Consider the following 23,882-nt stretch of genomic DNA (forward strand, 5'->3'; position numbering starts at 1 on the left):
GCTTCGCGCCCCATCGCCGGCAAGCCAGCTCCCACAGGGACCGCACAGGGCTTGCGGCCTATGCGGTCGAGGTGGGAGGCTGGCAGGGGCCGCTTCGCGCCCCATCGCCGGCAAGCCAGCTCCCACAGGGACCGCACAGGGCTTGAGGCCTATGCGGTCGAGGTGGGAGGCTGGCAGGGGCCGCTTCGCGCCCCATCGCCGGCAAGCCAGCTCCCACAGGGACCGCACAGGGCTTGCGGCCTATGCGGTCGAGGTGGGAGCTGGCTTGCCGGCGATGGGGCGCGCAGCGGCCCCGGGGGGATCAAACCGATCGCACCCGCAAACTCCGCCACAAAGCCGCTGTCATCAGCACACTCACCACCGCCCAGCCCCAGGCCTGCTGGTTCTCCAACCCCTCCACAAACAACTGTGGCGCCACCCCGGCCCCCACGATGAACGCCAGCAACGCCACCTCCGCCCGTCGCGCCCGCACCGGCCACAGCACATACACCAGCGCCGGCAATGCCAGCGTCGCGCTGGGGAAGCTGCGATAACGCGGGTCGAACACCATCGCCAGCATGCTCACCGCCGCGGCGAACCCCGCCGCCAGCAGCAACCAGCCGGCCCGCACCTGCAGCCAGGCGAACGAACGCTCGCGCCACCCCGCCCGCCGCGCCAGGCCCAGCACGGCATGGGCCAGCACCAGCAGGTTCAGCCCGGCCAGCGACACTGCCCACAGCCATTCCCCGGCAAAGCGCGCATGGGTGCGCATCAGCTCGCCCCACAGCCCCAGGCAGCCGGCCCCGAACGCCGCCAGCAACGGCAGCAGCAAGGCCGCGACAGGTGTGGCGGGGCGCCCGGCCAGCACCAGCATGCTCACCATCAGCAAGGCACTGGCCAGCAACCACTGCGGCCAGTATTGCAGGTTGCTCACCGGCCCTTCGAGCACACCCTTGTCCTGGCGGTCAGCGTCGTACAGCCCCCAGTAACCGCCTACCGCGCCCTCATTGGCACGCTTCCATGGCTGGTCGAACGCTTCGATCAGGTTGTAGTGCCAGCCGTTGGCTTCGGCCATGGCCACGAAGCCGCGAATGAAGCGCGCCTCGTTGACCCGGCTGGGCACCGCCGTCTCGCGCTGGCGGCCTTCGCTGGGCCAGCCGGTTTCGCCGATCAGGATGTCCTTGGGCGCGAAGCGCGTGCCGAATACCCGGCGCACATCGGCCACGTGGGCCAAGGCATCGTCGATGCCGCGCGGGTCGTCTTCCCAATAGGGCAGCAGGTGAATGGTCAGGAAGTCCACCGCCGGCGCCACCTGCGGGTGCTGCAGCCAGAATTCCCACACATCGGCGTAGGTCACCGGCACCTTGACCTGGCTTTTCACCCGGGCGATCAGCTTGGCCAGGTGCGCACCGGTGACCTCCTTGCGCAACAGCGTCTCGTTGCCGACGATCACCGCGCTGACCACGTCGGGGTTGGCGTTGGCGGCGGCGATCAGCAGCTTGATTTCCTTGTCGGTGTCGGCCGGGTGGCTGTTCACCCAGGCACCGAGCATCACCTTCAGCCCATGCTTGCGCGCCAGCGCCGGGATTGCCTCGAGACCGCTCATGGAATAGGTACGGATGCACTGGAATCGCTCAGCCAGCAACGCCAGGTCGGCGTCCATGCGCGCCGGGCGCAGGCGGAACGGCTGGTCGTAGGGCGACTGGTCCTTGTCGAATGGGGTGTACGAGGCGCACTGCAGCTTGTGCGTCGGGCTGGCCGCATCGGGCAGTTGCACGGGCTTGCCAAGCCCGTACCAGAGCCCACCGAGCCCAAGCAGGGCGGTCAGGCAGGCCAGCAGGTACAGCGGCAGCAACAGGCGGGTAGAGCGGGGCATTGGGCGGTCCATCGTCAGGCGCAAAAAGGATAGATAGTAGCCCGGCGCCAAACCGTTGGCATGCAAGGATCGCGCAGGCCGGCACAGATCGATGGCGCTAATGGCACAGTGATGTCGTATATGAGGCGGGTAAAGGTCGCAGCTGGATCAGGTCGCCTTGTGTTGCAGGACGATGATGCAATCTCCAAGACCTGACGAGGGGATGCTTTGATGGCAACTTTGAAAAAAATGCGACGTTTCCTGGGGGTGGGCACCGCCCTGGTACTGGGAATGAGCGCAGCACAGGCAATGGCCAAAGAAGTCAGTATTGGTTACGTGGATGGTTGGGCGGACAGCGTGGCGACCACCAACGTGGCCGCCGAAGTGATCAAGCAGAAACTCGGCTACGACGTGAAGTTGCAGGCCGTGGCTACCGGGATCATGTGGCAGGGTGTGGCGACCGGCAAGCTCGATGCCATGTTGTCGGCCTGGTTGCCGGTGACCCATGGCGAATACTGGGCCAAGAACAAGGACAACGTGGTCGACTACGGCCCGAACTTCAAGGACGCCAAGATCGGCCTGATCGTCCCCGAATACGTCAAGGCGGTGAGCATCGCCGACCTCAAGACCGATGACAGCTTCAAGCAGAAGATCGTCGGTATCGACGCCGGCTCCGGGGTGATGTTGAAGACCGACCAGGCCATCAAGGACTACGACCTGACCGGCTACAAACTGCAGGCAAGTTCCGGCGCGGCGATGACCGCCGAGCTGGGCCGTGCCTATGCCAAGCAGCAGTCGATCGCGGTGACCGGCTGGGTGCCGCACTGGATGTTCGCCAAGTGGAAACTGAAGTTCCTCGAAGACCCGAAAGGTGTGTATGGCGCGGCGGAAACCGTGAACAACATCGGCAGCAAGGAACTGGCGACCAAGGCACCGGAAGTGGCGGAGTTCCTGAAGAAGTTCAGCTGGCAGTCGAAGGACGAGATTGGCGAGGTGATGCTGGCGATCCAGGAAGGTGCCAAGCCTGAGGCGGCGGCCAAGGACTGGGTGGCCAAGCACCCTGATCGGGTGAAGGAGTGGACTGGTAAGTAAGTCCGTAGCCCCTGTAGGAGCGGGTTTACCCGCGAATAGGCCGGGCCCGCCGGCCAATGTTTCTTAGGCGTTCATCGTTGTTGCCGCCACCGCATTCGCGGGTAAACCCGCTCCTACAGGGGCATGAGCAAGCTGTTTTGTTACGCAATCGGTAAAACACCGTTGCATCTAAGACTAAGGTCGTCTGGTTGGCGTCCAGCGGCAGCATAAAGTAAGGGCGTGGGTATCACCCCCTACCTGTGCTGCTAGGACAAAAACAATGAACGACAGCATTTACCTCTCGATACAAAACAGCCCTCGCTTCAAGGAGCTGGTCACCAAGCGCGAACGCTTCGCCTGGATCCTCTCGGCGATCATGCTTGGCCTGTACTGCGCCTTCATCCTTCTGATCGCCTACGGTCCTCAGGTTCTGGGCGCCAAGCTCAGCCCTGATTCGTCGATTACCTGGGGCATCCCCCTGGGCGTCGGCCTGATCGTCTCGGCATTCGTCCTGACCGCCATCTACGTGCGCCGCGCCAACGGCGAATTCGATGAGCTGAACAAGGCCATCCTGAAGGAGGCGCAACAATGATTCGCCACGCCAAAGCCCTGGCCGTACTGGCCTGCGGAGCCTTCGCACCCGCCGTGTGGGCCGCCGATGCCCTGACCGGCGAGGTGCAGAAACAACCGCTGAACGTTTCCGCCATCGCCATGTTCGTGGCCTTCGTCGCCTTCACCCTCGGCATCACCTACTGGGCCTCCAAGCGCAACAAGTCGGCGTCGGACTACTACGCTGCCGGTGGCAAGATCACCGGCTTCCAGAACGGCCTGGCGATTGCCGGTGACTACATGTCGGCCGCCTCGTTCCTGGGTATTTCCGCACTGGTGTTCACCTCCGGCTACGACGGCCTGATCTACTCGATTGGCTTCCTGGTCGGCTGGCCGATCATCCTCTTCCTGATCGCCGAACGCCTGCGCAACCTGGGCAAGTACACCTTCGCCGACGTAGCCTCGTACCGCCTCGGGCAGAAGGAAATCCGTACCCTGTCGGCCTCCGGTTCGCTGGTGGTGGTGGCGTTCTACCTGATCGCGCAGATGGTCGGTGCCGGCAAGCTGATCGAGCTGCTGTTCGGCCTGGACTACCACGTGGCGGTGATCCTGGTGGGTATCCTGATGTGCCTGTACGTGCTGTTCGGCGGCATGCTGGCCACCACTTGGGTACAGATCATCAAGGCGGTGCTGCTGCTGTCCGGTGCCAGCTTCATGGCACTGATGGTGATGAAGCACGTAGGCTTCGACTTCAACACGCTGTTCTCCGAAGCGATCAAGGTGCACGCCAAGGGCGAAGCGATCATGAGCCCGGGCGGCCTGGTCAAGGACCCGATCTCGGCGTTCTCCCTGGGCCTGGCGCTGATGTTCGGTACCGCAGGCCTGCCGCACATCCTGATGCGCTTCTTCACCGTCAGTGATGCCAAGGAAGCGCGCAAGAGCGTGCTGTACGCCACCGGCTTCATCGGCTACTTCTACATCCTCACCTTCATCATCGGCTTTGGCGCCATCCTGCTGGTCAGCACCAACCCGGACTTCAAGGACGCTGCCGGCGCCCTGCTGGGCGGCAACAACATGGCGGCGGTGCACCTGGCCAATGCCGTGGGTGGCAGCGTGTTCCTCGGCTTCATCTCGGCCGTGGCCTTCGCCACCATCCTGGCGGTGGTCGCCGGCCTGACCCTGGCTGGTGCCTCGGCGGTGTCCCACGACCTGTACGCCAGCGTCTGGCGCAAGGGCAAGGCCAACGACAAGGATGAGATCCGTGTGTCGAAGATCACCACCGTCGCCCTCGGCGTGCTGGCGATCGGCCTGGGCATCCTGTTCGAGAAGCAGAACATCGCCTTCATGGTCGGCCTGGCCTTCTCCATCGCCGCCAGCTGCAACTTCCCGGTACTGCTGCTTTCCATGTACTGGAAGAAGCTGACCACCCGCGGCGCGATGATCGGCGGCTGGATGGGCCTGGTAAGCGCGGTGACGCTGATGATCCTCGGCCCGACCATCTGGGTACAGATCCTCGGCCACGAGAAGCCGATCTACCCCTACGAGTACCCGGCGCTGTTCTCGATGGCCATTGCCTTCGTCAGCATCTGGTTCTTCTCGGTCACCGACAAGTCCAAGGCTGCCGAAGACGAGCGTGCGCTGTTCTTCCCGCAATTCGTGCGTTCGCAGACTGGCCTGGGGGCGAGCGGGGCGGTATCCCACTAAGCTGACGGTTCTTGTTTGAAAACAACGCCCCGCTAGTCGGGGCGTTGTCTTTTCTACGTCGGTATTACGTTGCCATCAGAAATTTCAACATGTCGCTCGGAAACGTTCTGTATTTCCACAGCCAGTGAATCCGAATAATCCCACTCAGCCGATCGATTGTCTTCGGCTGATTGACGATTAATCGAATGTTTTATCCACAGGTTTCAAGGAGATATATACGTGAAAGCATTGCTTCTGGCGCTTCCCATCGCAGCCTTGGTCGCTGGCCAGGCCCTGGCTGACGACCCGATCGAGAAACAGGTGCTGATCACCGCGACCGTGCCAACTGCCTCGTTCTACGTCGAGCCGGTGGGCGGCAACTGGATGAACGACCCACAGGACATGGCCTGGAACTCGTTTCAAGGTACCCTGACCCCAGTACGCAAACAGCTGCAGGCCAAAAGCACCATCGGTCCGATCACCGCGCACCTGCTGTCGCCAGCGGTGGTTAGCAGTGGCCTGGATGCCATCGACCTGGACGTGAAGATTGGCGATACCGTGCTGACTACCAACGCTACCGAGATCCTCAGCGCCGCCGCAGCCGCACCGGGCGCTATCGTCGATTTCGAAGTGGCTCCGCAGGTACCGGCGGGCGGCTACAAGCCAGGTGCCTACCAAGGCCTGGTCAGCATGATGTTTGAAACCGCTGTGCCCTGATCCCTGCGCATCCCCTTCAACCGTCTTCCAGCCTCTTCGCCCTTGGTCCGTTCCAGGGGCGAGGCTGGCTTTGTTCCTGGGCAGCGTCATGGTCTCATCCGATATTCTGAAGATTGCGTCGCTTGGCGCTTGCCTGGCCTGGTTGCCGGCAAGTGCCGAGCCGGTAGCCAGCGCCATGGGCGTGGTCAGCCAGGCGCAAGGTTTACCGCGCGAGTTCGAAGCGCATTTTTTCGACGTACCGCTGGCGGTGCGGGTTGACTTGGACGGGCGCTACCTAGGCGATGCCATGGTCGTGCTCAGCCGCGACGAGCATGTGCAACTGCTGGAATTCACCGACTATGCCGAAAGCCGTGAGCCCGCAAGCCTGCGCCGGCGCTGGCAGGAGCGCCTGAGAGGCGGTCGCCCGCTGGGCAACTGCCTGGAGGATTGCCCGGATGGCCTGCAGGCAATTCACTACAGCCTGGTCAATTCGCAATTGTCGTTGCTGACCGACGCCGCAGAGCACGTCGGCGAGGCGGCGCGTTACCATCGTGTGCCCGAGCAGGGCGGCGGGTTGCTGTTGCGCAACCAGCTCAACCTGGTCAGCGATGGCCGCAATACCACTGGGCTGTATGCGCTGCAAGGGCAAGGCAACTGGGATGAATGGAGCACGCTGGCCGATGCCCAGGTTGACCGAGGCAGCGTCACCGGCCAGCAGACCCGGCACCGTATCAGTCAGCTGTACGGCGAACGGTTGCATGAGCAGCATTTCTTCCGTCTGGGCTACTTCACCCCCGGTGCGCAAGGGCTGACGCGTCAGCCTCGGCTGCTGGGGCGGCAGTCCGATACCACCCTTGGCTTGATGCTGGGCAGCAGTGACAGCCTGCTGATCGACAATAGCCAGGCCAGTTCCACCCCGATTCATGTCACCCCCAATCGACCCGGGGTGGCGGAGATCTACCGCAATGGCGTGCTGATCAACAGTCAGCCGGTGCAGCCGGGACTGCAGGTGCTGAACACCCGGGTGCTGCCGGGTGGCATCTATCAGGTCGAGGTGCGCCTGCTCGAGGACGGGCAGGAGACCGCCCGCACCCAGGAGTTCGTCTACAAACCCAACAGTTGGCGCAATGCCGACAGCCGCTGGCGCTACAACCTTTACCTGGGGCAACAGACGCGTCTGCTGAGCAACTGGGACGAGGACGGCGATGACAGCTTGAGCGCTGGGGTGCTGGCCAATTATCTGCTGCACCCGCGAGCGGTCCTCGGAGCCTCCGTACAGCAAGTAGACCAGACCATGCAGTATGGCACCTCACTGGACTGGGACCCGTTCGATCGCCTCAAGCTGTACGGTAACCTCTATCGTACCGATGGCCTGGGGGATGGCTATGACCTGCAACTGATCCACAGTCACGACCTTGGCTCGTTAGTGTTGAGCCACAGCCGTAGTTGGCTGGAGAGCATCAGCCGGCCGACCCATAGCCAGGTGGTGCAGTATGCCGAGCAAAGCCAGACGTCGCTGCTATTCACTCGGCGCCTGGACAGCCGCAGTACCGCGAGCGTGCGGGTCGCGCACAGCACCGGTGCCGCCGAAGGCCTGGGCATCGACTTGGGCTGGTCGTACTACGGCAAGCTGCTGGGTTCGGATGCCAATTGGCGGCTGAGCTTGTTCGACCGACCAGGCACGCGCAGCAGTGGCGATGATCGCAACCGTGGGATCAGCCTGGCGCTGAGCGTGAGCCTGGGCGGGCCAGGCGAGCGGATCGCCGCCAGCATCGGTAGCCGCACCTCGTATGACGGTGGGCGCGACCAGAATGCCTCGCTGTCATACATGCGCGACGTCGACCTGGGTGCACTACGTAGCCTGGGTGCCAGTGCCACGGTGGACCGCTACGGCGCCGGCTTGGGTGCCGATGCGCAGTTCCAGGGACAGGCGTTGTACGGCGATGCCTATGCGCAGAGCTCCTCCTACAACGGTGAGATCAGCGCCGGCCTGAACCTGCAGAGCATTGTCGCCGTGGGCGAGGGCAAGGTGGCCATCACCGGGCAGTACCTGCCCCACGATGCCGGGTTGATCGTCGATGTCGAAAGCGATATCGCCGGCCTGGCGTTACGCGCCGACGGCGAGCATGGCCTTGGCACCACCCTGCAACCAGGGCGCAATGTAGTCCCGGTGCAGGCCTACAAGGCCGGTTACGTGCAGTTCGACCTGGACGGCGACAACGAAACAGCGGTGGTGATCCAGCCCAACAGTTTCGACTACCACCTAAACCGCGGCGGCGTGGCCTATCGCAAGCTCCGGGTGGTGCGCACGGTAACGGTACTGGGGCGCTTGCTCGATGACCAGGGCCGCCCCTTGAGCGGTGCGCAGCTGGTCAACCATGCCAGCCGTAGCGTGTCCGAGAGCGGTGGCTTGTTTGCCGTGGAGATGAGCGAATCCACGCCAACGCTGGAGGTGCGCGAAGGTGGCACATCGTTGTGCCTGCTGGAACTGGATCTGAAGATGCTGAAGCGCGAAGGGGACGTGTTGCTGGCCGGCGACCTGTCGTGCAAGACGGGGCGCCTGGCCCAGGCCGGGCCGACATCGGGAGGGGGAGAGAGTTGAGCAGCATGTTGAAACGTGGTTGGTCGAGTAGCGCAGCGAGCCTGTGCCTGCTCCTGGTTTTATGGGGGCCGCAGGCGCAAGCGCTGGAGGCCACTGTTACCGCGCAGTACCGCGCCCAGGCATCGGGGCGCTTTGAAAACACCACGCCGCTTGCATCTTACTGCCGGCGCTGGCCGGCGGAGTGCACCGGCATCCCGGCGATGCAAATTCCAATCAGCTACAGCAGAACTACCGTTACAGCAGCCCCGGACGTGCGCGATCGTTTTTACATTCAGTTACCTGGGCCGCGCCAAGTGGATGTGTTCCACGAAACAACGGGCGAGAATCATTCGTTGCGTTTCGAGTTGACCGCAGTGAGCCAGCAAGTGACTGGAGGCGACCATTATAGGAACAACCCGGCCTATACGGCCTACGCCAGGGGGGGCTGCCAGTACAGGAAGACGTTCTCATACAACAGAATGCCGGCTATCACCTGGTATCTGTGGACATTGCGAACCCCGCAGGCCCCGACAGGCTGTCACTCGGATCCGGAAGTGGGCAATGCGGGTCAGGTGATTGACATTGACGTCAGTGAAATGGGGGTGGCCTACAACCTGGACATGCCTGCGCCCTATCGCATGAAACCAGGTATCTACACCGGCAGCGTGAGTTACACCATCGGACCAGGCGGCGACTTCGACTTTGGCAATAATGTCCGCAACCTGAACGGCGACAGTCTTACCCTGAATTTCAGGCTCGATGTGCAGCACGCCTTCATTTTCGACTTCCCGCCCGGCTCCGAGCGTGCCGTGCTCGAACCGCCCGGTGGTTGGCAGGCCTGGCTGGGCGGTAGAGGCGCTCCGCAACGGTTGAATCGTGACTTGCCGTTCCGTCTGTGGTCCACCGGCCCATTCAAGGTCTACAAGCTATGCCGCTATAACCTCGCCAGCGGTTGCGGCATTCGTAACGATGCCGGCCATCAGGTACCGGTGGAGATTGCCCTGAGCTTGCCGGGCGGTATACAGCACGCCGGTGGCGCAGTGCAGAAACTGCCTTTGCCGACCGGACGTGGCAATGCCCTGGCGTTCGACTCCGTAACACCGGTGCTCAACCGGCCCGGCCAACTGCATTTCGAGGTGGCCGGCCCGGACGTGCGGACGATGCTCGCCCACCCCGGCAGCCGTTACGAGGGCGAAGTGACGGTAGTTTTCGACGCGCAGCTTTAGCGGCGGGCTGTCTTTAGGACGTTTCCTAATAGCAGCAAGGACGTTTCCTGCATCTTTCACTTCGCATTTTGTGGACTATTGCGGTAGTGGTAATTGGCCATCGCCGTACCCTGGCATGGAGGATCTAACGATGAACCTGTACCGATCACTTTGCCTCGCCATGTTGCTGCTCCCGGCGCTGGCGCATGCCGCGCCGGAGCTGAACGTGGGCGGGCTGTACGACTATCTGGAGGCCGGCAAGAGCACTTTGCTCAAGCGTGTGCGTAACGGCGGTGATGCCACAGCCTTCGTAAAGGTCAGCGTGGTCGAGCTGGTTTATGACAGTAGCGGCGTGCACCGTGAGGTCGAACTAGACGGCCTGGCCCTGGAGCAGCGGGGCCTGGTGGTCAGCCCAGCACGGCTCATCGTGCCTGCCCGGGGCATGCAGGCCGTGCGTCTGCTGTACCGGGGCGAGCGTAATGCCGAACGCTACTACCGCCTGCGCTTCATACCGGTGCTGCCAGAGCTGGGTGATGGCTTTGCCGTGAGCGAGGCAGAAGCCGAGGAATACCGCGACGACCTGAAGGCCGGCGTCAACCTGCTGGCCGGTTATGGCACGCTGCTATTCGTGCGCCCCGACCAGCCCCGTTACCAGACCTTGGTGCACCGAAAAGCCGGGGCTCTGACGGTGAGTAACCAGGGCAATGCCACGGTGGTGCTAGACCACTTCCGCCAATGCCAGACCCTTGATCAGGGTTGCGAGACGGCTACCAAGCACCACTTGCTGCCCGGGCGTACCCGGCAGTTCGATGGCCAGGCCGCCAAGGTGCATCAATTCGAACTGCACGAGGGTGCCGAGCATCAGCAAATGGTGCTGGAAGGGTGAGCGCCCAGTGCCGGGTGTCCACTGAGGTGATTCCAGCCGTGACGCGTGCCACCGGCCAGCCAAGGGAGGAAGACCATGTATAAAGCAGTGGTTGTCGATGACCACCCCTTCATCCGCGCCACGGTGTGCATGCTGTTACGTCAAGAGCGAATAACCGTGGTCGGTCAGGCCGACAATGGTATCGAGGCAATGCGCCTGGTGCGCGAACTGGTGCCGAACCTGGTCATTCTCGATCTGAGTATGCCTGGTCTTGATGGCATTGAAGTGATCGGACGCATCAAGCGCCTGGGGCAAGGTGCCAAGACCCTGGTATTGACCTCGCATCTGCCCGAGGCTTATTCACTACGCTGCCTGCAAGCGGGGGCTGCGGGCTTTGTGTCGAAAACCAACGACCTGGGCGAGTTAAACAAGGCGGTGCGTGCGATCAGGTCAGGGTTTACCTATTTCCCCGAGGTGACACTCAATACCGTGTGTCGTCAGGACCTGGCCTGTACCGAGGCGCAACTGCTTGCCACCCTCAGCGACCGTGAACTTGCGGTGCTGCAGTTGCTGGCGCGCGGCCTGAGCAACAAGGCCATTGGTGAAATCATGCTGCTTAGCAACAAGACCGTCAGTACCTACAAGGGGCGCTTGCTAGAAAAGCTGCGGCTCTCTTCCTTGATCGACATGGCGGATTTCGCTCGTCGCAATCACCTGGTCTGACGTACTGCCGCCGTGCGAATTCTATGCTTGTACCTGCTCTGCTGCCTGTCGTCGTTACCCGCCATGGCACAGCCAATACTTCATGGCCGGGCCGTCCACGACGGGCCGGGTATCGAACCTGATGGCACCGAACTACGTTGGTTGTGGCGCCATCGAGTGTTGCGCCTTGGCGTGCTGGGCCGCGACCAGCCGTCGTTGGACATGCTGGGTACGGGGCGTGTCTATGAAGGCATCACGGCGGATTACACCGGCCTGATTGCAGAGCTGTTGAACCTGGACACAAGCGTGCAGGTATTTGATTCGTTCGAGGCCGCCAGCATGGCTCTGCGCGATGGTTCGATCGATATCATTGGCTCGGTGACCGCGCAGCAGGCGCAGGAAGCCGGCCTGCTGTTGTCACGTCCTTATGCCGAAGACTGGCCACTATTGATGGCCCCTGAGCGGCATACGCTGCTGTCCGCTGAAGCCCCCTTACGTCTGGTGATGGTCGAGGGCTATCGAACCCTGGAGCAAGTTCGCCAGTACTATCCGCAAGTCGAGGTCCAACTGCACCCGACCCCATTCAGCGCCTTGGCTGCACTGGCGCTAGGCCAGGCCGACCTGTTTCTGGGCAACGCCCTGGTTGCCCGTTATGTGCAGGGCGGCAACCCGTTCAGTGGGGTGGAGGAGGTCGGCCCCGGTGCCTTGCCACGCCAGGGTATAGGTTTTGCCATGCTGGATAATGGCACACCGCTAGCTGCCTTGGTCGAACGGGCTCTCGCAGGCATCGATGACGCCGCCCGTGCACGCATGGGCGAACGTTGGAACCCGCTCGCCAGATTCACCCCTGTGTCGCAGCCACTGCAGTTGACTGAGGCCCAGCAGCGCTGGTTGCAAAACAACCCTACGGTTCGGGTGCTGGTGGACGACCAGATGTTGCCCATGAGCTATCGCGACAGCAAGGGCGACCTGCGTGGGTTGACCCTGGACATCCTGCAGATGATGTCGCAGCGAACCGGCCTTGACTTCGAGGTGCAGGTAGTTGGCAGCCTGGAACAGATGATCGGGCAGGTCATCGAGGGCAAGGCCCATTTGATCGCAGGAGTGCCCCACAGCGCGGAGCGCGCCCAGCGGTTATCGTTCAGTTGGGCTTATCTGAGCGCCCCTCGCGTGCTCGTGACCCGCACGGGCGCGTCGGCCGCAATCGACCTTGACCAACTGGCAGGGGGCACCGTCGCGGTGATACTGGGCAGTGCCATGACCGAACTGGTGCGCCGACGTTACCCCAAGGTGCGTCAGCGCCTTGTGCAAGGGCCGCTGGATGCTTTGCGGGCGGTGGCTGATGGGCAGGCCGACGGCGCCATCCTGGCGCTCGATGACGCTCGCCCGATGATCGCCCGGTGGTATCCACGGCGTTTGCAGGTCAACGCCAGCCTGCCCGTGCCTCCGGCCCATTTCGCTTTCGCTGGCGCTCCCGGTGCCGGAGAGCTGCTGGGTATAATGGACCAGGTGCTGCTCAGCTTGTCACCCAATGAGAGCCGCGCGCTAGTACGCCGTTGGCGGCGGCCCGTGATCGTGCCGGACAGCGTCTGGTCGCGTTACCGGGGCAGGGTTCTGTTCGGTTTTGTGGCGGTGTTGGCGATGCTGCTGCTGGCATTGCTGTGGATCCGCTATCTGCGTCGCCTGCACGTCGAGTTGCGCCGTGCCAAACAGGAGGCAGAAGACGCCAGTCAGGCCAAGACGAGTTTTCTTGCCACCATGAGCCACGAGATCCGCACGCCCCTGCATGCGCTGATGGGCATGCTCGAACTGGCACAGCGCAAAACCACCCAAGGTGTATTTGACCCATCGGCCATCGCCGTGGCGACCGAAGCCGCACGCGGCCTGCATGAGCTGATCGGCGATATCCTCGATATCAGCCGCATCGAGACCGGCCATTTGCAACTGGCCGAGCAACGGGTGCGTTTGCGCGAACAGGTCGACCGGGTTGTGCAACTGTTTCGGCAGCAGGCGCGTGACAAGGGCCTGGCCCTGGAACTGAAGATCCAGGGGGTGGCGGATGCCGAGGTGATGCTCGACCCGCTGCGCTTCAAGCAAGTGCTGGCAAACCTGCTGAGCAATGCCATCAAATTCACCCACCAGGGGCATGTCGTGGTTAGCCTGAATGCGGTGCCCAGAGGCGAGCAGTTGGAGGTCTGGCTGCAAGTGCGCGACACCGGTGTGGGCATTGCCGCAGCAGAGTTGGTCAACCTTGGGCAGCCGTTCCGTCAGGCCAGCAACCAGCATCAGTCGCCACGCAGCAGTGCAGGCCTGGGCCTATGCATAAGCCGTAGCCTGTGCGAAATGATGGGCGGGCAGTTGCGCCTGAGCAGTACGTTGGGCAAGGGCACGCGGGCAGTCATTACCCTACATCTGCCGCTGTTGGCGAGTGAGGCATCAGTGATGACGGCAGTGCCTGCTGCAGTTGGCGGCAGCACGCTTCGCTTGCGTGTGCTGGTGGTCGACGATTATCCGGCCAACCGGCTGCTGTTGGCCCAGCAACTTGACTACCTGGGGCATCAGGCGCGAATGGCCGAAGATGGCTTGCAGGCCTTGCGCCTGTGGCTGAAAGAGCATTTCGATGTGGTGATAAGTGATTGCAACATGCCGCGCCTGAACGGCCACAGGCTGGCTCGGGCGATTCGTGAACACGAGCGCCGTAGCGGGCGTTCTCCCTGCACGGTGCTCGGGCTGACCGCCAACGCCCAGCAAATCGAACGGCGCAGGTCGCGGGCTGCCGGTATGGATGGCTGCCTGTTCAAGCCACTGGATCTGGACAGTCTGGTTCAGGCGTTGGGCATCGTTACGGTCTGCCCCGGCGCACCTTCCGCAAGGCTCGCCCCGCTGGATCTGCAACGGCTAATGCAACTGGTCGGCCACGATCAGGCAGCGTTCGAGACCTTGCTTGGCGATCTGCGCACTAGCAACCGCGAGGACCTGCAACAGCTCAGGCGCCGACCATTGTCACCGTCAGCCCTGGCCAGCCTTGCCCATCGGGTCAAGGGTGGCGCGCGCATACTGCGTGCCGAGGGGTTGGTGGCGTTGTGTGAGCATCTTGAACATTGCTGCCAAGCGCAGACTTGGGACCCGCAATCGATAAACTTGGTCGTGCAGGCGTTGGTCGAAGCGATGATGAGCCTGGAGCAGCAACTGGACCGCAGGGCCGCCCCAGGGCTGGCGTCAAATCATGCCGAGCAACAACAACACCAGCAGTATCACCAACACCACGCCGACGATGCCGGACGGGCCATAGCCCCAGCTGCGCGAGTGCGGGAAGACCGGTAAGCCACCAATCAGCAGGAGGATCAGAATGATGATCAGAATTGTGGTCATGACAGAATCCTTGCGTGGTTGAGGGGGCAAGGGCCTTGCACTGCTGGCCTCTTGTAAGTTCGGACCGGCGCCGCTTGGGAAAGATTCCATTTGTGTGTTGCCTGCACTGGCCCGGGGCCGCATCAGGGCTGACAGGTGTTTGCCATAAGATATGCAGCGGCGAGCACCTGGCAACCCTGATGGCTTGCCGGCGATAGGGCCAGTGCAGGCCACGCATATTCATGCCCGCCCATTCACTACCCTGATGAATCCTGCTGTTACCCAGGCCCTTGTTTAGACTCGTTTCACTCCTCATCAAGACAAGGCCAGCCACCATGAAAAACCGCATCATGATCACCGGCGCCGGGTCCGGCCTCGGTCGCGAGATCGCCCTGCGCTGGGCGCGTGAGGGCTGGCGCCTGGCGTTGGCCGATGTCAACGAAGCCGGCCTGCGCGAAACCCTGGAACTGGCCCGTGCGGTTGGCGGCGACGGCTTCACCCAACGCTGCGACGTGCGCGACTACAGCCAGCTGACCGCCCTGGCCCAGGCCTGCACCGAGCAGTTCGGCGGCATCGACATGATCGTCAACAACGCCGGCGTCGCTGCGGGCGGGTTCTTCGCCGAGTTGTCGCTGGAGGACTGGGACTGGCAGATCGCAGTCAACCTGATGGGCGTGGTCAAGGGCTGCAAGGCCTTCCTGCCGCTGCTGGAGCGCAGCAAGGGGCGCATCGTCAACATCGCCTCGATGGCCGCGCTGATGCAGGGCCCGGGCATGAGCAACTACAACGTGGCCAAGGCCGGTGTGCTGGCGTTGTCGGAGAGCCTGCTGGTGGAGCTGCGCCAGCTTGAAGTGGCGGTGCACGTGGTGTGCCCGTCGTTCTTCCAGACCAACCTGCTCGACTCGTTCCGCGGGCCGAACCCGGCGATGAAGGCCCAGGTGGGCAAGCTGCTGGAAGGCTCGCCGATCAGTGCTGCGGACATTGCCGAGTACATTCACCAGCAGGTTGCCGCTGGCGAGTTCCTCATCCTGCCCCACGAGGCCGGGCGCCAGGCCTGGCAGTTGAAACGCCAGGCCCCTGAGCGGCTGTATGACGAGATGGCCGAAATGGCGCTGAAAATGCGTGCAAAAAACCCTTCGCGATGAATGGTCTGTAGGAGAAGTTACTCGGCGATGTAGGGCTCTTCTGAATCGATGCAGAACTATTGAGTAGCTGAATGCCTACGAGGCAGGCTCTGGTTTTCCCTTGGGGTGGAGGATTGGAGCATGCTGGTAATTGGGCGTGAAGTGGGGGAGATCATCGTGATTGGCGATGACATCCGGATCATGGTGGTGGAAACGCGGGACGGGGTGGTGCGCTTTGGGGTGGACGCCCCGCGTGATGTGCCGGTGCATCGCTCGGAGGTGTACAAGCGCATCAAGCAGGGCAAGCAAAGCAAGACCTGATGTTGCCTGTACCGGCCCTTTCGCGGGTAAACCCGCTCCTACAGGATTACCACAAGGCTGAATGTTGTGGCATCCCTGTAGGAGCGGGTTTACCCGCGAAGAGGCCTGGCCTGCTAGTCGAGCAGCTCGCGGGGCACATCGTGCCTGGCCAGCAACTGGCACTGCTGGCTTTCCGGGTCGAACAGGATGAATGCCTGGCCCTTGGCCAATGCCTGGCGTACTCGCAGTACACGGGTTTCCAGCGGGGTGTCGTCGCCGTTGTCGGTGCCGTCGCGGGTGACGAAGTCCTCGATCAGGCGGGTCAGGGTTTCGGCTTGCAGTTGGTCGTAGGGGATCAGCATGGGGGCAGTGTCTAGGGTGTGGATGGGGGCAATGCTACGCGAAACATTGGAGATTTTGGGGCCGTTGTGGGAGCGGGCGCGCCCGCGAAACAGGCGACGCGGTGGCTGGCACCGGCTTTGCCGGTGTTCGCGGGCATGCCCGCTCCCACAAAGATTGCGCAGGCTTTTAGCTTTTGAACAGGGCCCTCAGGCCTTATTACCAACCAGGCTATCCACCGCCGGCACCCGTGTATCGCTCTCCATCTGCGCATCATGCTCCAGCTGGTGGCTAAAGCGTTCCAACGACGCATTGGCCGGCTGCGAGTCGCTGGCGAACACTGGTGGGCTCAGCAGGTACGCCGACAACAACCGGCTCAGCGCTGCCAGGCTGTCGATATGCGTGCGCTCGTAACCATGGGTGGCATCGCAACCAAAGGCCACCAGCGCGGTACGGATATCGTGCCCTGCCGTCACCGCCGAATGGGCATCGCTGAAGTAGTAGCGGAACAGGTCGCGCCGCACCGGCAGGTCGTGGTCGCCGGCCAGTTTCAGCAAGTGCCTGGACAGGTGGTAGTCGTAAGGCCCTGACGAGTCCTGCATGGCCACGCTCACTGCATGCTCGCTGGAGGCCTGCCCGGGCGCCACCGGGGCGATGTCGATGCCGACGAACTCGCTGACGTCCCAGGGCAGGGCGCCGGCTGCACCCGAGCCGGTCTCCTCGGTGATGGTGAACAGCGGGTGGCAGTCGATCAGCGGCTGGCGGCCACTTTCCACCACCGCCTTCAGCGCTGCGAGCAAGGCGGCCACGCCGGCCTTGTCGTCCAGATGGCGGGCGCTGATATGGCCGCTTTCGGTGAACTCGGGCAGTGGGTCGAAGGCCACGAAATCACCAATGCTCACACCCAGCGCTTCGCAGTCGGCGCGGGTGGCGCAGTAGGCGTCCAGGCGAACTTCCACATGTTCCCAGCTGATCGGCATCTGGTCGATGGCGGTGTTGAAGGCATGCCCGCTGGCCATCAATGGCAGCACGCTGCCACGGAACACGCCGGTGTCGGTGAACACGCTGACCCGGCTGCCTTCGGCGAAGCGGCTGGACCAGCAGCCGACCGGCGCCAGGGCCAGGCGGCCGTTGTCCTGCAACTGGCGCACGCTGGCGCCGATGGTGTCGAGGTGGGCGGACACGGCACGGTCAGGCGAGGTTTGCCGGCCCTTGAGCGTGGCGCGGATGGTGCCGCGGCGGGTCAGCTCGAAGGGGATGCCCAGTTCGTCCAGGCGTTCGGCCACGTAGCGCACGATGGTGTCGGTGAAGCCGGTGGGGCTGGGGATGGCGAGCATCTCCAGGAGCACACGCTTGAGGTATTCGAGATCGGGTTCGGGGAGTCGTTCAGACATGAGTACTCCTTGGAAATTGCGTTGGTTTCTTCGCGGGCACGCCCGCTCCCACAGGTCCGCCACAAGTCTCAGGACCTGTGGCGGACCTGTGGGAGCGGGCGTGCCCGCGAAGAGGCCATCAGCGATTACGCCAAAGGCCGGCTATGCGGGAACAGCAGGTCGATGAAGCGCTCGGCCGTGGGCTGCGGTTCGTGGTTGGCCAGGCCCGCACGCTCGTTGGCCTCGATGATCACGTACTCCGGTTGTTCGGCATCGCGCACCATGAAGTCCAGCCCCACCACCGGAATTTCCAGCGCCCGTGCAGCACGCACGGCAGCGTCGGCCAACACCGGGTGCAGGCGTTCGGTAACGTCTTCCAGGGTGCCGCCGGTGTGCAGGTTGGCAGTGCGTCGCACGGCCAGGCGCTGGCCGGCTGGCAATACGTCGTCATAGCCAAGGCCCGCCGCGCGCAGGGTACGTTCGGTCTCGTCGTCCAGCGGTATGCGGCTTTCGCCCCCGGTAGCGGCCTGGCGCCGACGGCTCTGGGCTTCGATCAACTGGCGCACGCTGTGCTTGCCGTCGCCCAGCACCTGCGCGGGGTGGCGAATGGCGGCGGCCACCACTTCGTAGCCGATCACCACGATGCGCAGGTCGAGCCCGGCATGGAAGCTTTCCAGCAGCACACGGCTGTCGAACTGGCGGGCGTGCGCCACGGCGTGGGTGATGTCCTCGATGCAGGTGAGGTTTACCGCCACCCCCTGGCCTTGCTCGCCGTCGACCGGCTTGACCACCACCGCGCCATGCTCGTCGAGAAACGCCAGGTTGTCGTCGGCATTGCCCGCCAACTGTTGCACGGGCACCAGCAGCCCGGCGTTGTGCAGGGCATGCTGGGTCAGGCGCTTGTCCTGGCACAGGGTCATGGTCACGGCACTGGTCAGGTCGCTGAGCGATTCACGGCAGCGAATGCGGCGCCCGCCCAGGCTGAGGGTGAACAAGCCACCAGCAGCGTCGTCGACATGCACCTCGATGCCCCGGCGCAGCGCCTCGTCGACGATGATGCGTGCGTAGGGGTTGAGCCCGGCCTCGGGGCCCGGGCCGAGGAACAGCCGCTCGTTGATGCCATTCTTGCGCTTGACCGCAAAGGTCGGCAGGTTGCGAAAGCCCAGCTTCTGGTACAAGCGCTTGGCCTGGCGGTTGTCGTGCAGCACCGACAGGTCCAGGTAGGCCAGGCCGCGGCTCATGAAGTGTTCGATCAGGTGGCGCACCAGCACTTCACCGACGCCGGGGCGGGTGCACTGCGGGTCCACCGCCAGGCACCACAGGCTGCTGCCGTGCTCGGGGTCGTCGAACGCCTTGGCGTGGTTCAGGCCCATGACGCTGCCGATCACCGCACCGCTGTCGTCGTCCTCGGCCAGCCAGTACACCGGGCCACCCAGGTGCCGGGGCGTGAGCAACTCGGCGTCGACCGGCAGCATGCCGCGCGCCTGGTACAGGGTGTTGATCGCCTGCCAGTCGGCCGGGTTCTGCGCCCGGCGCACGCGGAAGCCGCGGAACACACGCTGCGCCGGGCGATAGTCGGTGAACCACAGGCGCAGGGTGTCGGATGGGTCGAGGAACAGTTGCTGTGGGGCCTGCGCCAGCAGTTGCTGGGGCGCGGCCACGTACAGGGCGATGTCGCGCTCACCGGGGCGTTCGTCCAGCAACTCTGCGGCCAGGCTGACCGGGTCGGGGTAGGTGTGGCCGATCAGCAGCCGGCCCCAGCCGCAGTGCACGGCACGCGGCTGGTCGTGGGGCTGGCTGCCATCGCCGGCCAGGCGCGCCTGCAGGCGCTCGTAGGACGGTGCCTGGCCGCGCAGCAGGCGCTGGCCATAGGCGATTTCGTGGGCTTTCATCGCTCAGATTCCTTGTTCGCTCAACCACAGGTTCAGCGCCGCCAGCTGCCACAGCTTGGAGCCGCGCAGCGGTGTCAGCTGGCCGTGCGGGTTGCTCAGCAGGCGGTCGAGCATGGCCGGGTTGAACAGCCCTCGGTCCTGGCTGGGGTCGGTCAGCAGCTCCCGCACCCAGCCCAGGGTGGCGCCTTCCAGGTGCTTCAGGCCCGGCACTGGGAAGTAGCCCTTCTTGCGGTCGATCACCTCATGCGGGATCACCCGCCGCGCTGCTTGCTTGAGCACCTGCTTGCCACCGTCGGGCAGCTTGAAGCGGGCCGGGATGCGCGCCGACAGCTCCACCAGGCGGTAGTCGAGGAACGGCGTGCGCGCCTCCAGGCCCCAGGCCATGGTCATGTTGTCCACCCGTTTGACCGGGTCGTCCACCAGCATCACCGTGCTGTCCAGGCGCAGCGCCTTGTCCACCGCGTCGCCGGCGCCGGGGCGGGCGAAGTGTTCGCGCACGAAGTCGCCGGCCGCGTCGCTTTCCAGCAGCCAGGGCGCCTGCACGGTGTCACGGTATTCGGCGTGGCTACGGTCGAAGAAGGCCTCGCGGTAGGCGGTAAAGGCATCCTCGGCGCCGTCCACCTGCGGGTACCAGTGGTAGCCGGCGAACAGCTCATCGGCGCCCTGGCCGCTTTGCACGCCCTTGCAGTGCTTGGCCACTTCCCGCGACAGCAGGTAGAAGGCGATGCAGTCGTGGCTGACCATCGGCTCGCTCATGGCGCGGAACGCAGCCGGCAGCTGGTCGATGATTTCGTGCTCGGCAATGCGCAACTGGTGGTGGCGGGTGCCGTAGTGCTTGGCGATCAGGTCGGAGTACTGGAACTCGTCGCCGCGTTCGCCGCCGGCATCTTCGAAGCCGATGGAGAAGGTGGACAGGTCGTCCACGCCCACTTCGCGCAGCAGGCCGACCAGCAGGCTGGAGTCGACACCACCGGACAGCAGCACGCCCACGTCCACCGCCGCCCGTTGGCGAATGGCCACGGCGTCGCGGGTGGCATCGAGCACGCGGGTGGTCCAGGCCTCCAGGTCCAGCTCACGCTCGTCCGGGTTGGCGCCGTATTGAAGCTGCCACCAGGTCTGGCGTTCCACTTCGCCATGGCGGTCGATACGCATCCAGCTGCCGGGCTCGAGCTTTTGCACGTTGGCCAGCAGCGTGCGTGGCGCCGGCACCACGGCGTGGAAGTTCAGGTAGTGGTTGAGCGCCACCGGGTCGAGCATCGGGTCGATGTCGCCGCCCTTGAGCAGGGCCGGCAGGGTCGAGGCGAAGCGCAGGCGCTCGCCGTTGCGCGACAGGTACAGCGGTTTGACGCCCAGGCGGTCACGGGCCAGGAACAGGCGCTGGTTGTCGCGCTCCCAGATGGCCAGGGCGAACATGCCATTGAGCTTGGGTAGCAAGGCGGCGCCCCAGGCATGGTAGCCCTTGAGCAGCACCTCGGTATCGCCGTCTGACCAGAAGTTGTAGCCCAGGGCCTGCAGCTCCTGGCGCAGTTCGGGGAAGTTGTAGATGGCGCCGTTGAAGGCCAGTGACAGGCCCAGGGTGTTGTCGACCATCGGCTGCGCCGAGCCGTCGGACAGGTCCATGATTTTCAGGCGCCGGTGGCCGAGGGCGATCGGGCCCTGGCTATGGAAGCCCCAGGCATCCGGGCCACGGGGCGCCAGATGATGGGTAATGCGCTCTACCGCAGCCAGGTCGGCTGGGCGAGGGGCTTGGTCGATGGGGGTGAAACGCAACTCTCCTGCTAATCCGCACATAAGTCCTTACCGGTTTTTCCGTTGGGGAGGTGATGCCCCGGATTAGGGCACCTTAAGGAACTGACCTGTGTGGTTTGTGAGAGTTTTAGACCAATCTGTTATATGAGACTGCTGTGAGGGCCAATCGCCGGCAAGCCAGCTCCCACAGGTACTGCACAGGGCTTGAGATCGATGCGGTCGAGGTGGGAGCTGGCTTGCCGGCGATTGGGCTGCGCAGCAGCCCCGGCCCCATCACTTCCCCCGAATCATCTTGCGCAACCCAAACCGGTTCGGATGACAAGCCTCCGCCACCGCCCGCGGCAATGGCAGCGGTTCGCCGCACACCCAGGCCGCCACCAGCTCGCCGCTCAACGGCGCCGTGATCAACCCGCGCGAGCCGTGCCCGCTGTTCACATACAACCCGCCCAGCCAAGGGCAGGGCACATCCGGCACCTGCCGTGCATCGCGGCCCAGCACCGCATAGGCCTCGGCAAACGCCTGGTCATCGGCCAGCGGCCCGACGATCGGCAAGTAATCGGGGCTGGTGCAACGGAACGCCGCACGCCCCTGCAACTGCCCAGGGTCCAGCTCTGCCACACCCAGGCGCTGGGCCAGATCAGTGGAAATCTCCTCCAGCAACGCCAGGTTGCCCTGGTGCTCGGCAACCGTCGGCGTCAGGTCTTCGCTGTGGAAATCGAAGCTCGCGCCCAGGGTATGTTCATCACCACGCGGCGGTGCCACATAGCCTTCGGCACAGACGACGGTGCGCAGCGCCCGGCTGCCGTCGGTGCTCGGCAAGCGGGTGATCTGCCCGCGAATGCGTTTGAGCGGCAACTGCGCGCACGGCGCGAAGCGCCGCACGTCGGCGGCAGCGGCCAGGACCACCACTGGCGCGCTGGCCAGCAGGCGCTCACCGGCCCAGGCCTGCCACAGGTCATCGACCTTGCGCAGCTCGATGACCTCCTGATGGGCAAGCAGGCGAATCCGTGGATGCTGCAATTGCTGTTGGCAAAGTGCCGGCGGATGCACCCAACCGCCTTCTGGGTAGTACAGCCCACCGGCAGGTAACCCCACCCCGGCGATGGCTTCAGCTTCTGTACGTTCCAGCGCTTGTAGCAGGTCGCGGTCGAAGGCCGCCGCCAGCTTGCCCTGGCGCTCGGCTTCCTTGCTGTCGAAGGCCAGTTGCAGCACCCCGCAGGCATCCCAGTCACGGCCACGCTGCAGGCGTTCGAGCTGGCGCCGGGTGTAGCCGAAACCGGAAAGGATCATCTGCGACAATGCGGTGCCATGGGCGGACAGTTTGAGGTACAGCACCCCCTGTGGGTTGCCCGAGGCTTCCTGTGCCGGGACAGCGTGGCGCTCCAGCACGGTTACCTGCCAGCCACGCCGGGCCAGGCTGGCGGCGCTGGTGCTGCCGGCTAGGCCGGCACCGATCACCAGCGCTTCGCGCGGCCCCGGCGTGGCGGCCGGGCGCGCGTACCACGGCGCGCCGGGGTTGGGCATGGCACCGATATATTCCCCGCTCATCACTTCCCACTTCTTGCCGATGCCCGGCACCTTCTTCATGGCGAAGCCGGCTTCGACCAGGCTGCGGCGGACCCAGCCGGTGGTGGTGAAAGTGCCCAGGACCGTACCTGGGTGTGACAAGCGCGCCAGTTGCGCGAACAGCTCCGGGGTCCACATGTCGGGGTTCTTCGCCGGGGCGAAGCCATCGAGGAACCACACATCGATCTGTGCATCGAGCTGCGGCAGCTGGTCCAGCACATCACCGATCAGCAGGGTGAGGGTGACCCGGCCATCGGCGAAGGTGAATTGCTGGAAGCCCGGGTGCACCGCCACGTACTGCTCCAGCAACGGCTCGGTGTAGGCCGCCAGCTCTGGCCACAGGCGCACGGCGCGGACCATGTCGGCGTGGCCCAGGGGGTATTTCTCGACACTGACGAAGTGCAGGCGCGCGTCGCCGTGCGCATGCTGGTCGAACAACTGCCAGGCGCAGAAAAAGTTCATGCCGGTGCCAAAACCGGTTTCGCCGATCACCAGGCTGGTGTGCGGTGCAAGGTTGGCGAAACGTTCGGCCAGGCGGGTCTGGCCGAGGAACACGTGCTTGGTTTCTTCGATGCCTTCGTTGACCGCGAAATAGACGTCGTCGTATTGCCGCGAATGAGGGCGGCCCTGGTCGTCCCAGTCGATCTGGGCGTGCTGGAGGAGGGTGGACATGGTTGGCTCGGTTGCAGCGGATGGGCGGGATTTTATGTCATCCCGCAGGTTTGCGCAGGCTGTACCGGCCTCTTCGCGGGTGAACCCGCCCACAGGGATCGCATCAGGGCTGACAGGCGTTGGCCACAAGATATGCAGCGCCTGTGAGACCGAGCGCCGCCCGCGCGGCGCATCGCGAGCTGGCGCTCGCTCCTACGTTTGTTTCGGGCCAGTAACGCCTGTGACAGGCCCGCGCGACCGCCTTGTTCGTACGACGCGATATCGAGCCATGCGCCAAAGCGTTCGCGCGCAAATCCCATAGGAATAATTGGCCCGAAACAAACGTAGGAG

Annotated in this window: 17 protein-coding genes and 1 pseudogene; 11 read left to right on the top strand and 7 right to left on the bottom strand. The window is 64.0% G+C overall.

Annotation, left to right across the window (positions count from 1 at the left end):
- Window positions 1–301 precede the first annotated feature (301 nt).
- The gene (locus TZ03_RS18545; protein ID WP_051099669.1) at window positions 302–1,867 is read right to left on the bottom strand and encodes a beta (1-6) glucans synthase; all 1,566 of its coding nucleotides are present in this window, start codon (window positions 1,865–1,867) and stop codon (window positions 302–304) included.
- A gap of 198 nt (window positions 1,868–2,065) precedes the next feature.
- On the opposite strand from TZ03_RS18545, the gene TZ03_RS18550 reads away from it, so the two are divergent.
- The 9 genes and pseudogenes from TZ03_RS18550 to TZ03_RS31545 all read left to right on the top strand — a co-directional run.
- On the top strand, window positions 2,066–2,926 hold the full coding sequence (locus TZ03_RS18550) for a glycine betaine ABC transporter substrate-binding protein (protein WP_051099652.1): 861 nt from the start codon (window positions 2,066–2,068) through the stop codon (window positions 2,924–2,926).
- A gap of 259 nt (window positions 2,927–3,185) precedes the next feature.
- Window positions 3,186–3,497 carry a DUF485 domain-containing protein gene (locus tag TZ03_RS18555; protein WP_051099653.1) on the top strand — a complete coding sequence of 104 codons (312 nt, stop codon included), beginning with the start codon at window positions 3,186–3,188 and terminating at the stop codon, window positions 3,495–3,497.
- Entirely contained in the window at window positions 3,494–5,158 is a 1,665-nt protein-coding gene (locus TZ03_RS18560; protein ID WP_051099654.1) for a cation acetate symporter, read from the top strand. Before TZ03_RS18555 ends, TZ03_RS18560 begins: the two co-directional genes overlap by 4 nt.
- 219 nt (window positions 5,159–5,377) lie before the next feature.
- Window positions 5,378–5,854: a CS1 type fimbrial major subunit gene (locus TZ03_RS18565; RefSeq protein WP_051099655.1), complete on the top strand. Its 477-nt coding sequence runs from the start codon at window positions 5,378–5,380 to the stop codon at window positions 5,852–5,854.
- 88 nt (window positions 5,855–5,942) lie between these two features.
- Window positions 5,943–8,435, top strand: coding sequence for a CS1-pili formation C-terminal domain-containing protein (locus TZ03_RS18570; protein ID WP_051099670.1), 2,493 nt, complete (start codon window positions 5,943–5,945; stop codon window positions 8,433–8,435).
- 5 nt (window positions 8,436–8,440) lie between these two features.
- Window positions 8,441–9,640 carry a hypothetical protein gene (locus TZ03_RS31270; protein WP_177328484.1) on the top strand — a complete coding sequence of 400 codons (1,200 nt, stop codon included), beginning with the start codon at window positions 8,441–8,443 and terminating at the stop codon, window positions 9,638–9,640.
- 130 nt (window positions 9,641–9,770) lie between these two features.
- Window positions 9,771–10,505, top strand: coding sequence for a pilus assembly protein (locus TZ03_RS18580; RefSeq protein WP_051099656.1), 735 nt, complete (start codon window positions 9,771–9,773; stop codon window positions 10,503–10,505).
- Window positions 10,506–10,580: 75 nt separating this feature from the next.
- A complete protein-coding gene (locus tag TZ03_RS18585; RefSeq protein ID WP_051099657.1) occupies window positions 10,581–11,207 on the top strand; it encodes a response regulator transcription factor in 627 nt (208 codons plus the stop codon).
- A gap of 921 nt (window positions 11,208–12,128) precedes the next feature.
- Window positions 12,129–14,288, top strand: a pseudogene (locus TZ03_RS31545) (ATP-binding protein); the annotation flags it as partial.
- 117 nt (window positions 14,289–14,405) lie between these two features.
- Here TZ03_RS31545 and TZ03_RS28995 read toward each other — a convergent pair.
- Entirely contained in the window at window positions 14,406–14,558 is a 153-nt protein-coding gene (locus TZ03_RS28995) for a DUF3309 family protein (RefSeq protein WP_012271016.1), read from the bottom strand.
- A gap of 314 nt (window positions 14,559–14,872) precedes the next feature.
- Here TZ03_RS28995 and TZ03_RS18595 point away from each other — a divergent pair, with 314 nt between their 5' ends.
- Both TZ03_RS18595 and csrA read left to right on the top strand, forming a co-directional pair.
- Window positions 14,873–15,682 (top strand): SDR family oxidoreductase, encoded by an 810-nt coding sequence (locus TZ03_RS18595; RefSeq protein ID WP_051099658.1) that lies wholly within the window; start codon window positions 14,873–14,875, stop codon window positions 15,680–15,682.
- 120 nt (window positions 15,683–15,802) lie between these two features.
- Window positions 15,803–15,982: a carbon storage regulator CsrA gene (gene csrA, locus TZ03_RS18600; protein WP_051099659.1), complete on the top strand. Its 180-nt coding sequence runs from the start codon at window positions 15,803–15,805 to the stop codon at window positions 15,980–15,982.
- A 113-nt stretch (window positions 15,983–16,095) separates the two neighbouring features.
- On the opposite strand, the gene TZ03_RS18605 is transcribed toward csrA, so the two are convergent.
- The 5 genes from TZ03_RS18605 to mnmC all read right to left on the bottom strand — a co-directional run bounded on the left by TZ03_RS18605 (window position 16,096) and on the right by mnmC (window position 23,552).
- A complete protein-coding gene (locus tag TZ03_RS18605; RefSeq protein WP_051099660.1) occupies window positions 16,096–16,323 on the bottom strand; it encodes a YheU family protein in 228 nt (75 codons plus the stop codon).
- 186 nt (window positions 16,324–16,509) lie between these two features.
- Window positions 16,510–17,694 (bottom strand): osmoprotectant NAGGN system M42 family peptidase, encoded by a 1,185-nt coding sequence (locus TZ03_RS18610; protein ID WP_051099661.1) that lies wholly within the window; start codon window positions 17,692–17,694, stop codon window positions 16,510–16,512.
- A gap of 125 nt (window positions 17,695–17,819) precedes the next feature.
- On the bottom strand, window positions 17,820–19,565 hold the full coding sequence (ngg, locus tag TZ03_RS18615) for an N-acetylglutaminylglutamine synthetase (RefSeq protein WP_051099662.1): 1,746 nt from the start codon (window positions 19,563–19,565) through the stop codon (window positions 17,820–17,822).
- A gap of 3 nt (window positions 19,566–19,568) precedes the next feature.
- Entirely contained in the window at window positions 19,569–21,356 is a 1,788-nt protein-coding gene (locus TZ03_RS18620) for an N-acetylglutaminylglutamine amidotransferase (protein WP_051099663.1), read from the bottom strand.
- Between the two features lie 231 nt (window positions 21,357–21,587).
- Complete coding sequence (gene mnmC, locus TZ03_RS18625; protein WP_051099664.1) at window positions 21,588–23,552, bottom strand: bifunctional tRNA (5-methylaminomethyl-2-thiouridine)(34)-methyltransferase MnmD/FAD-dependent 5-carboxymethylaminomethyl-2-thiouridine(34) oxidoreductase MnmC; 1,965 nt, start codon at window positions 23,550–23,552, stop codon at window positions 21,588–21,590.
- Window positions 23,553–23,882: the final 330 nt, after the last annotated feature.

Source organism: Pseudomonas sp. 10-1B (assembly GCF_000935045.1).
GTDB lineage: Bacteria > Pseudomonadota > Gammaproteobacteria > Pseudomonadales > Pseudomonadaceae > Aquipseudomonas.

What these genes read in the sequence shown, in the direction of transcription:
- TZ03_RS18585 (WP_051099657.1), top strand. Translation starts at nt 10,581, where the DNA reads ATGTATAAAGCAGTGGTTGTCGATGACCACCCCTTCATCCGCGCCACG.
- TZ03_RS18580 (WP_051099656.1), top strand. Translation starts at nt 9,771, where the DNA reads ATGAACCTGTACCGATCACTTTGCCTCGCCATGTTGCTGCTCCCGGCG.
- TZ03_RS18605 (WP_051099660.1), bottom strand. Translation starts at nt 16,323, where the DNA reads ATGCTGATCCCCTACGACCAACTGCAAGCCGAAACCCTGACCCGCCTG.
- TZ03_RS28995 (WP_012271016.1), bottom strand. Translation starts at nt 14,558, where the DNA reads ATGACCACAATTCTGATCATCATTCTGATCCTCCTGCTGATTGGTGGC.
- TZ03_RS18550 (WP_051099652.1), top strand. Translation starts at nt 2,066, where the DNA reads ATGGCAACTTTGAAAAAAATGCGACGTTTCCTGGGGGTGGGCACCGCC.
- csrA (WP_051099659.1), top strand. Translation starts at nt 15,803, where the DNA reads ATGCTGGTAATTGGGCGTGAAGTGGGGGAGATCATCGTGATTGGCGAT.
- TZ03_RS18555 (WP_051099653.1), top strand. Translation starts at nt 3,186, where the DNA reads ATGAACGACAGCATTTACCTCTCGATACAAAACAGCCCTCGCTTCAAG.
- TZ03_RS18610 (WP_051099661.1), bottom strand. Translation starts at nt 17,694, where the DNA reads ATGTCTGAACGACTCCCCGAACCCGATCTCGAATACCTCAAGCGTGTG.
- TZ03_RS18595 (WP_051099658.1), top strand. Translation starts at nt 14,873, where the DNA reads ATGAAAAACCGCATCATGATCACCGGCGCCGGGTCCGGCCTCGGTCGC.
- TZ03_RS18570 (WP_051099670.1), top strand. Translation starts at nt 5,943, where the DNA reads ATGGTCTCATCCGATATTCTGAAGATTGCGTCGCTTGGCGCTTGCCTG.
- mnmC (WP_051099664.1), bottom strand. Translation starts at nt 23,552, where the DNA reads ATGTCCACCCTCCTCCAGCACGCCCAGATCGACTGGGACGACCAGGGC.
- TZ03_RS31270 (WP_177328484.1), top strand. Translation starts at nt 8,441, where the DNA reads ATGTTGAAACGTGGTTGGTCGAGTAGCGCAGCGAGCCTGTGCCTGCTC.
- ngg (WP_051099662.1), bottom strand. Translation starts at nt 19,565, where the DNA reads ATGAAAGCCCACGAAATCGCCTATGGCCAGCGCCTGCTGCGCGGCCAG.
- TZ03_RS18545 (WP_051099669.1), bottom strand. Translation starts at nt 1,867, where the DNA reads ATGGACCGCCCAATGCCCCGCTCTACCCGCCTGTTGCTGCCGCTGTAC.
- TZ03_RS18620 (WP_051099663.1), bottom strand. Translation starts at nt 21,356, where the DNA reads ATGTGCGGATTAGCAGGAGAGTTGCGTTTCACCCCCATCGACCAAGCC.
- TZ03_RS18560 (WP_051099654.1), top strand. Translation starts at nt 3,494, where the DNA reads ATGATTCGCCACGCCAAAGCCCTGGCCGTACTGGCCTGCGGAGCCTTC.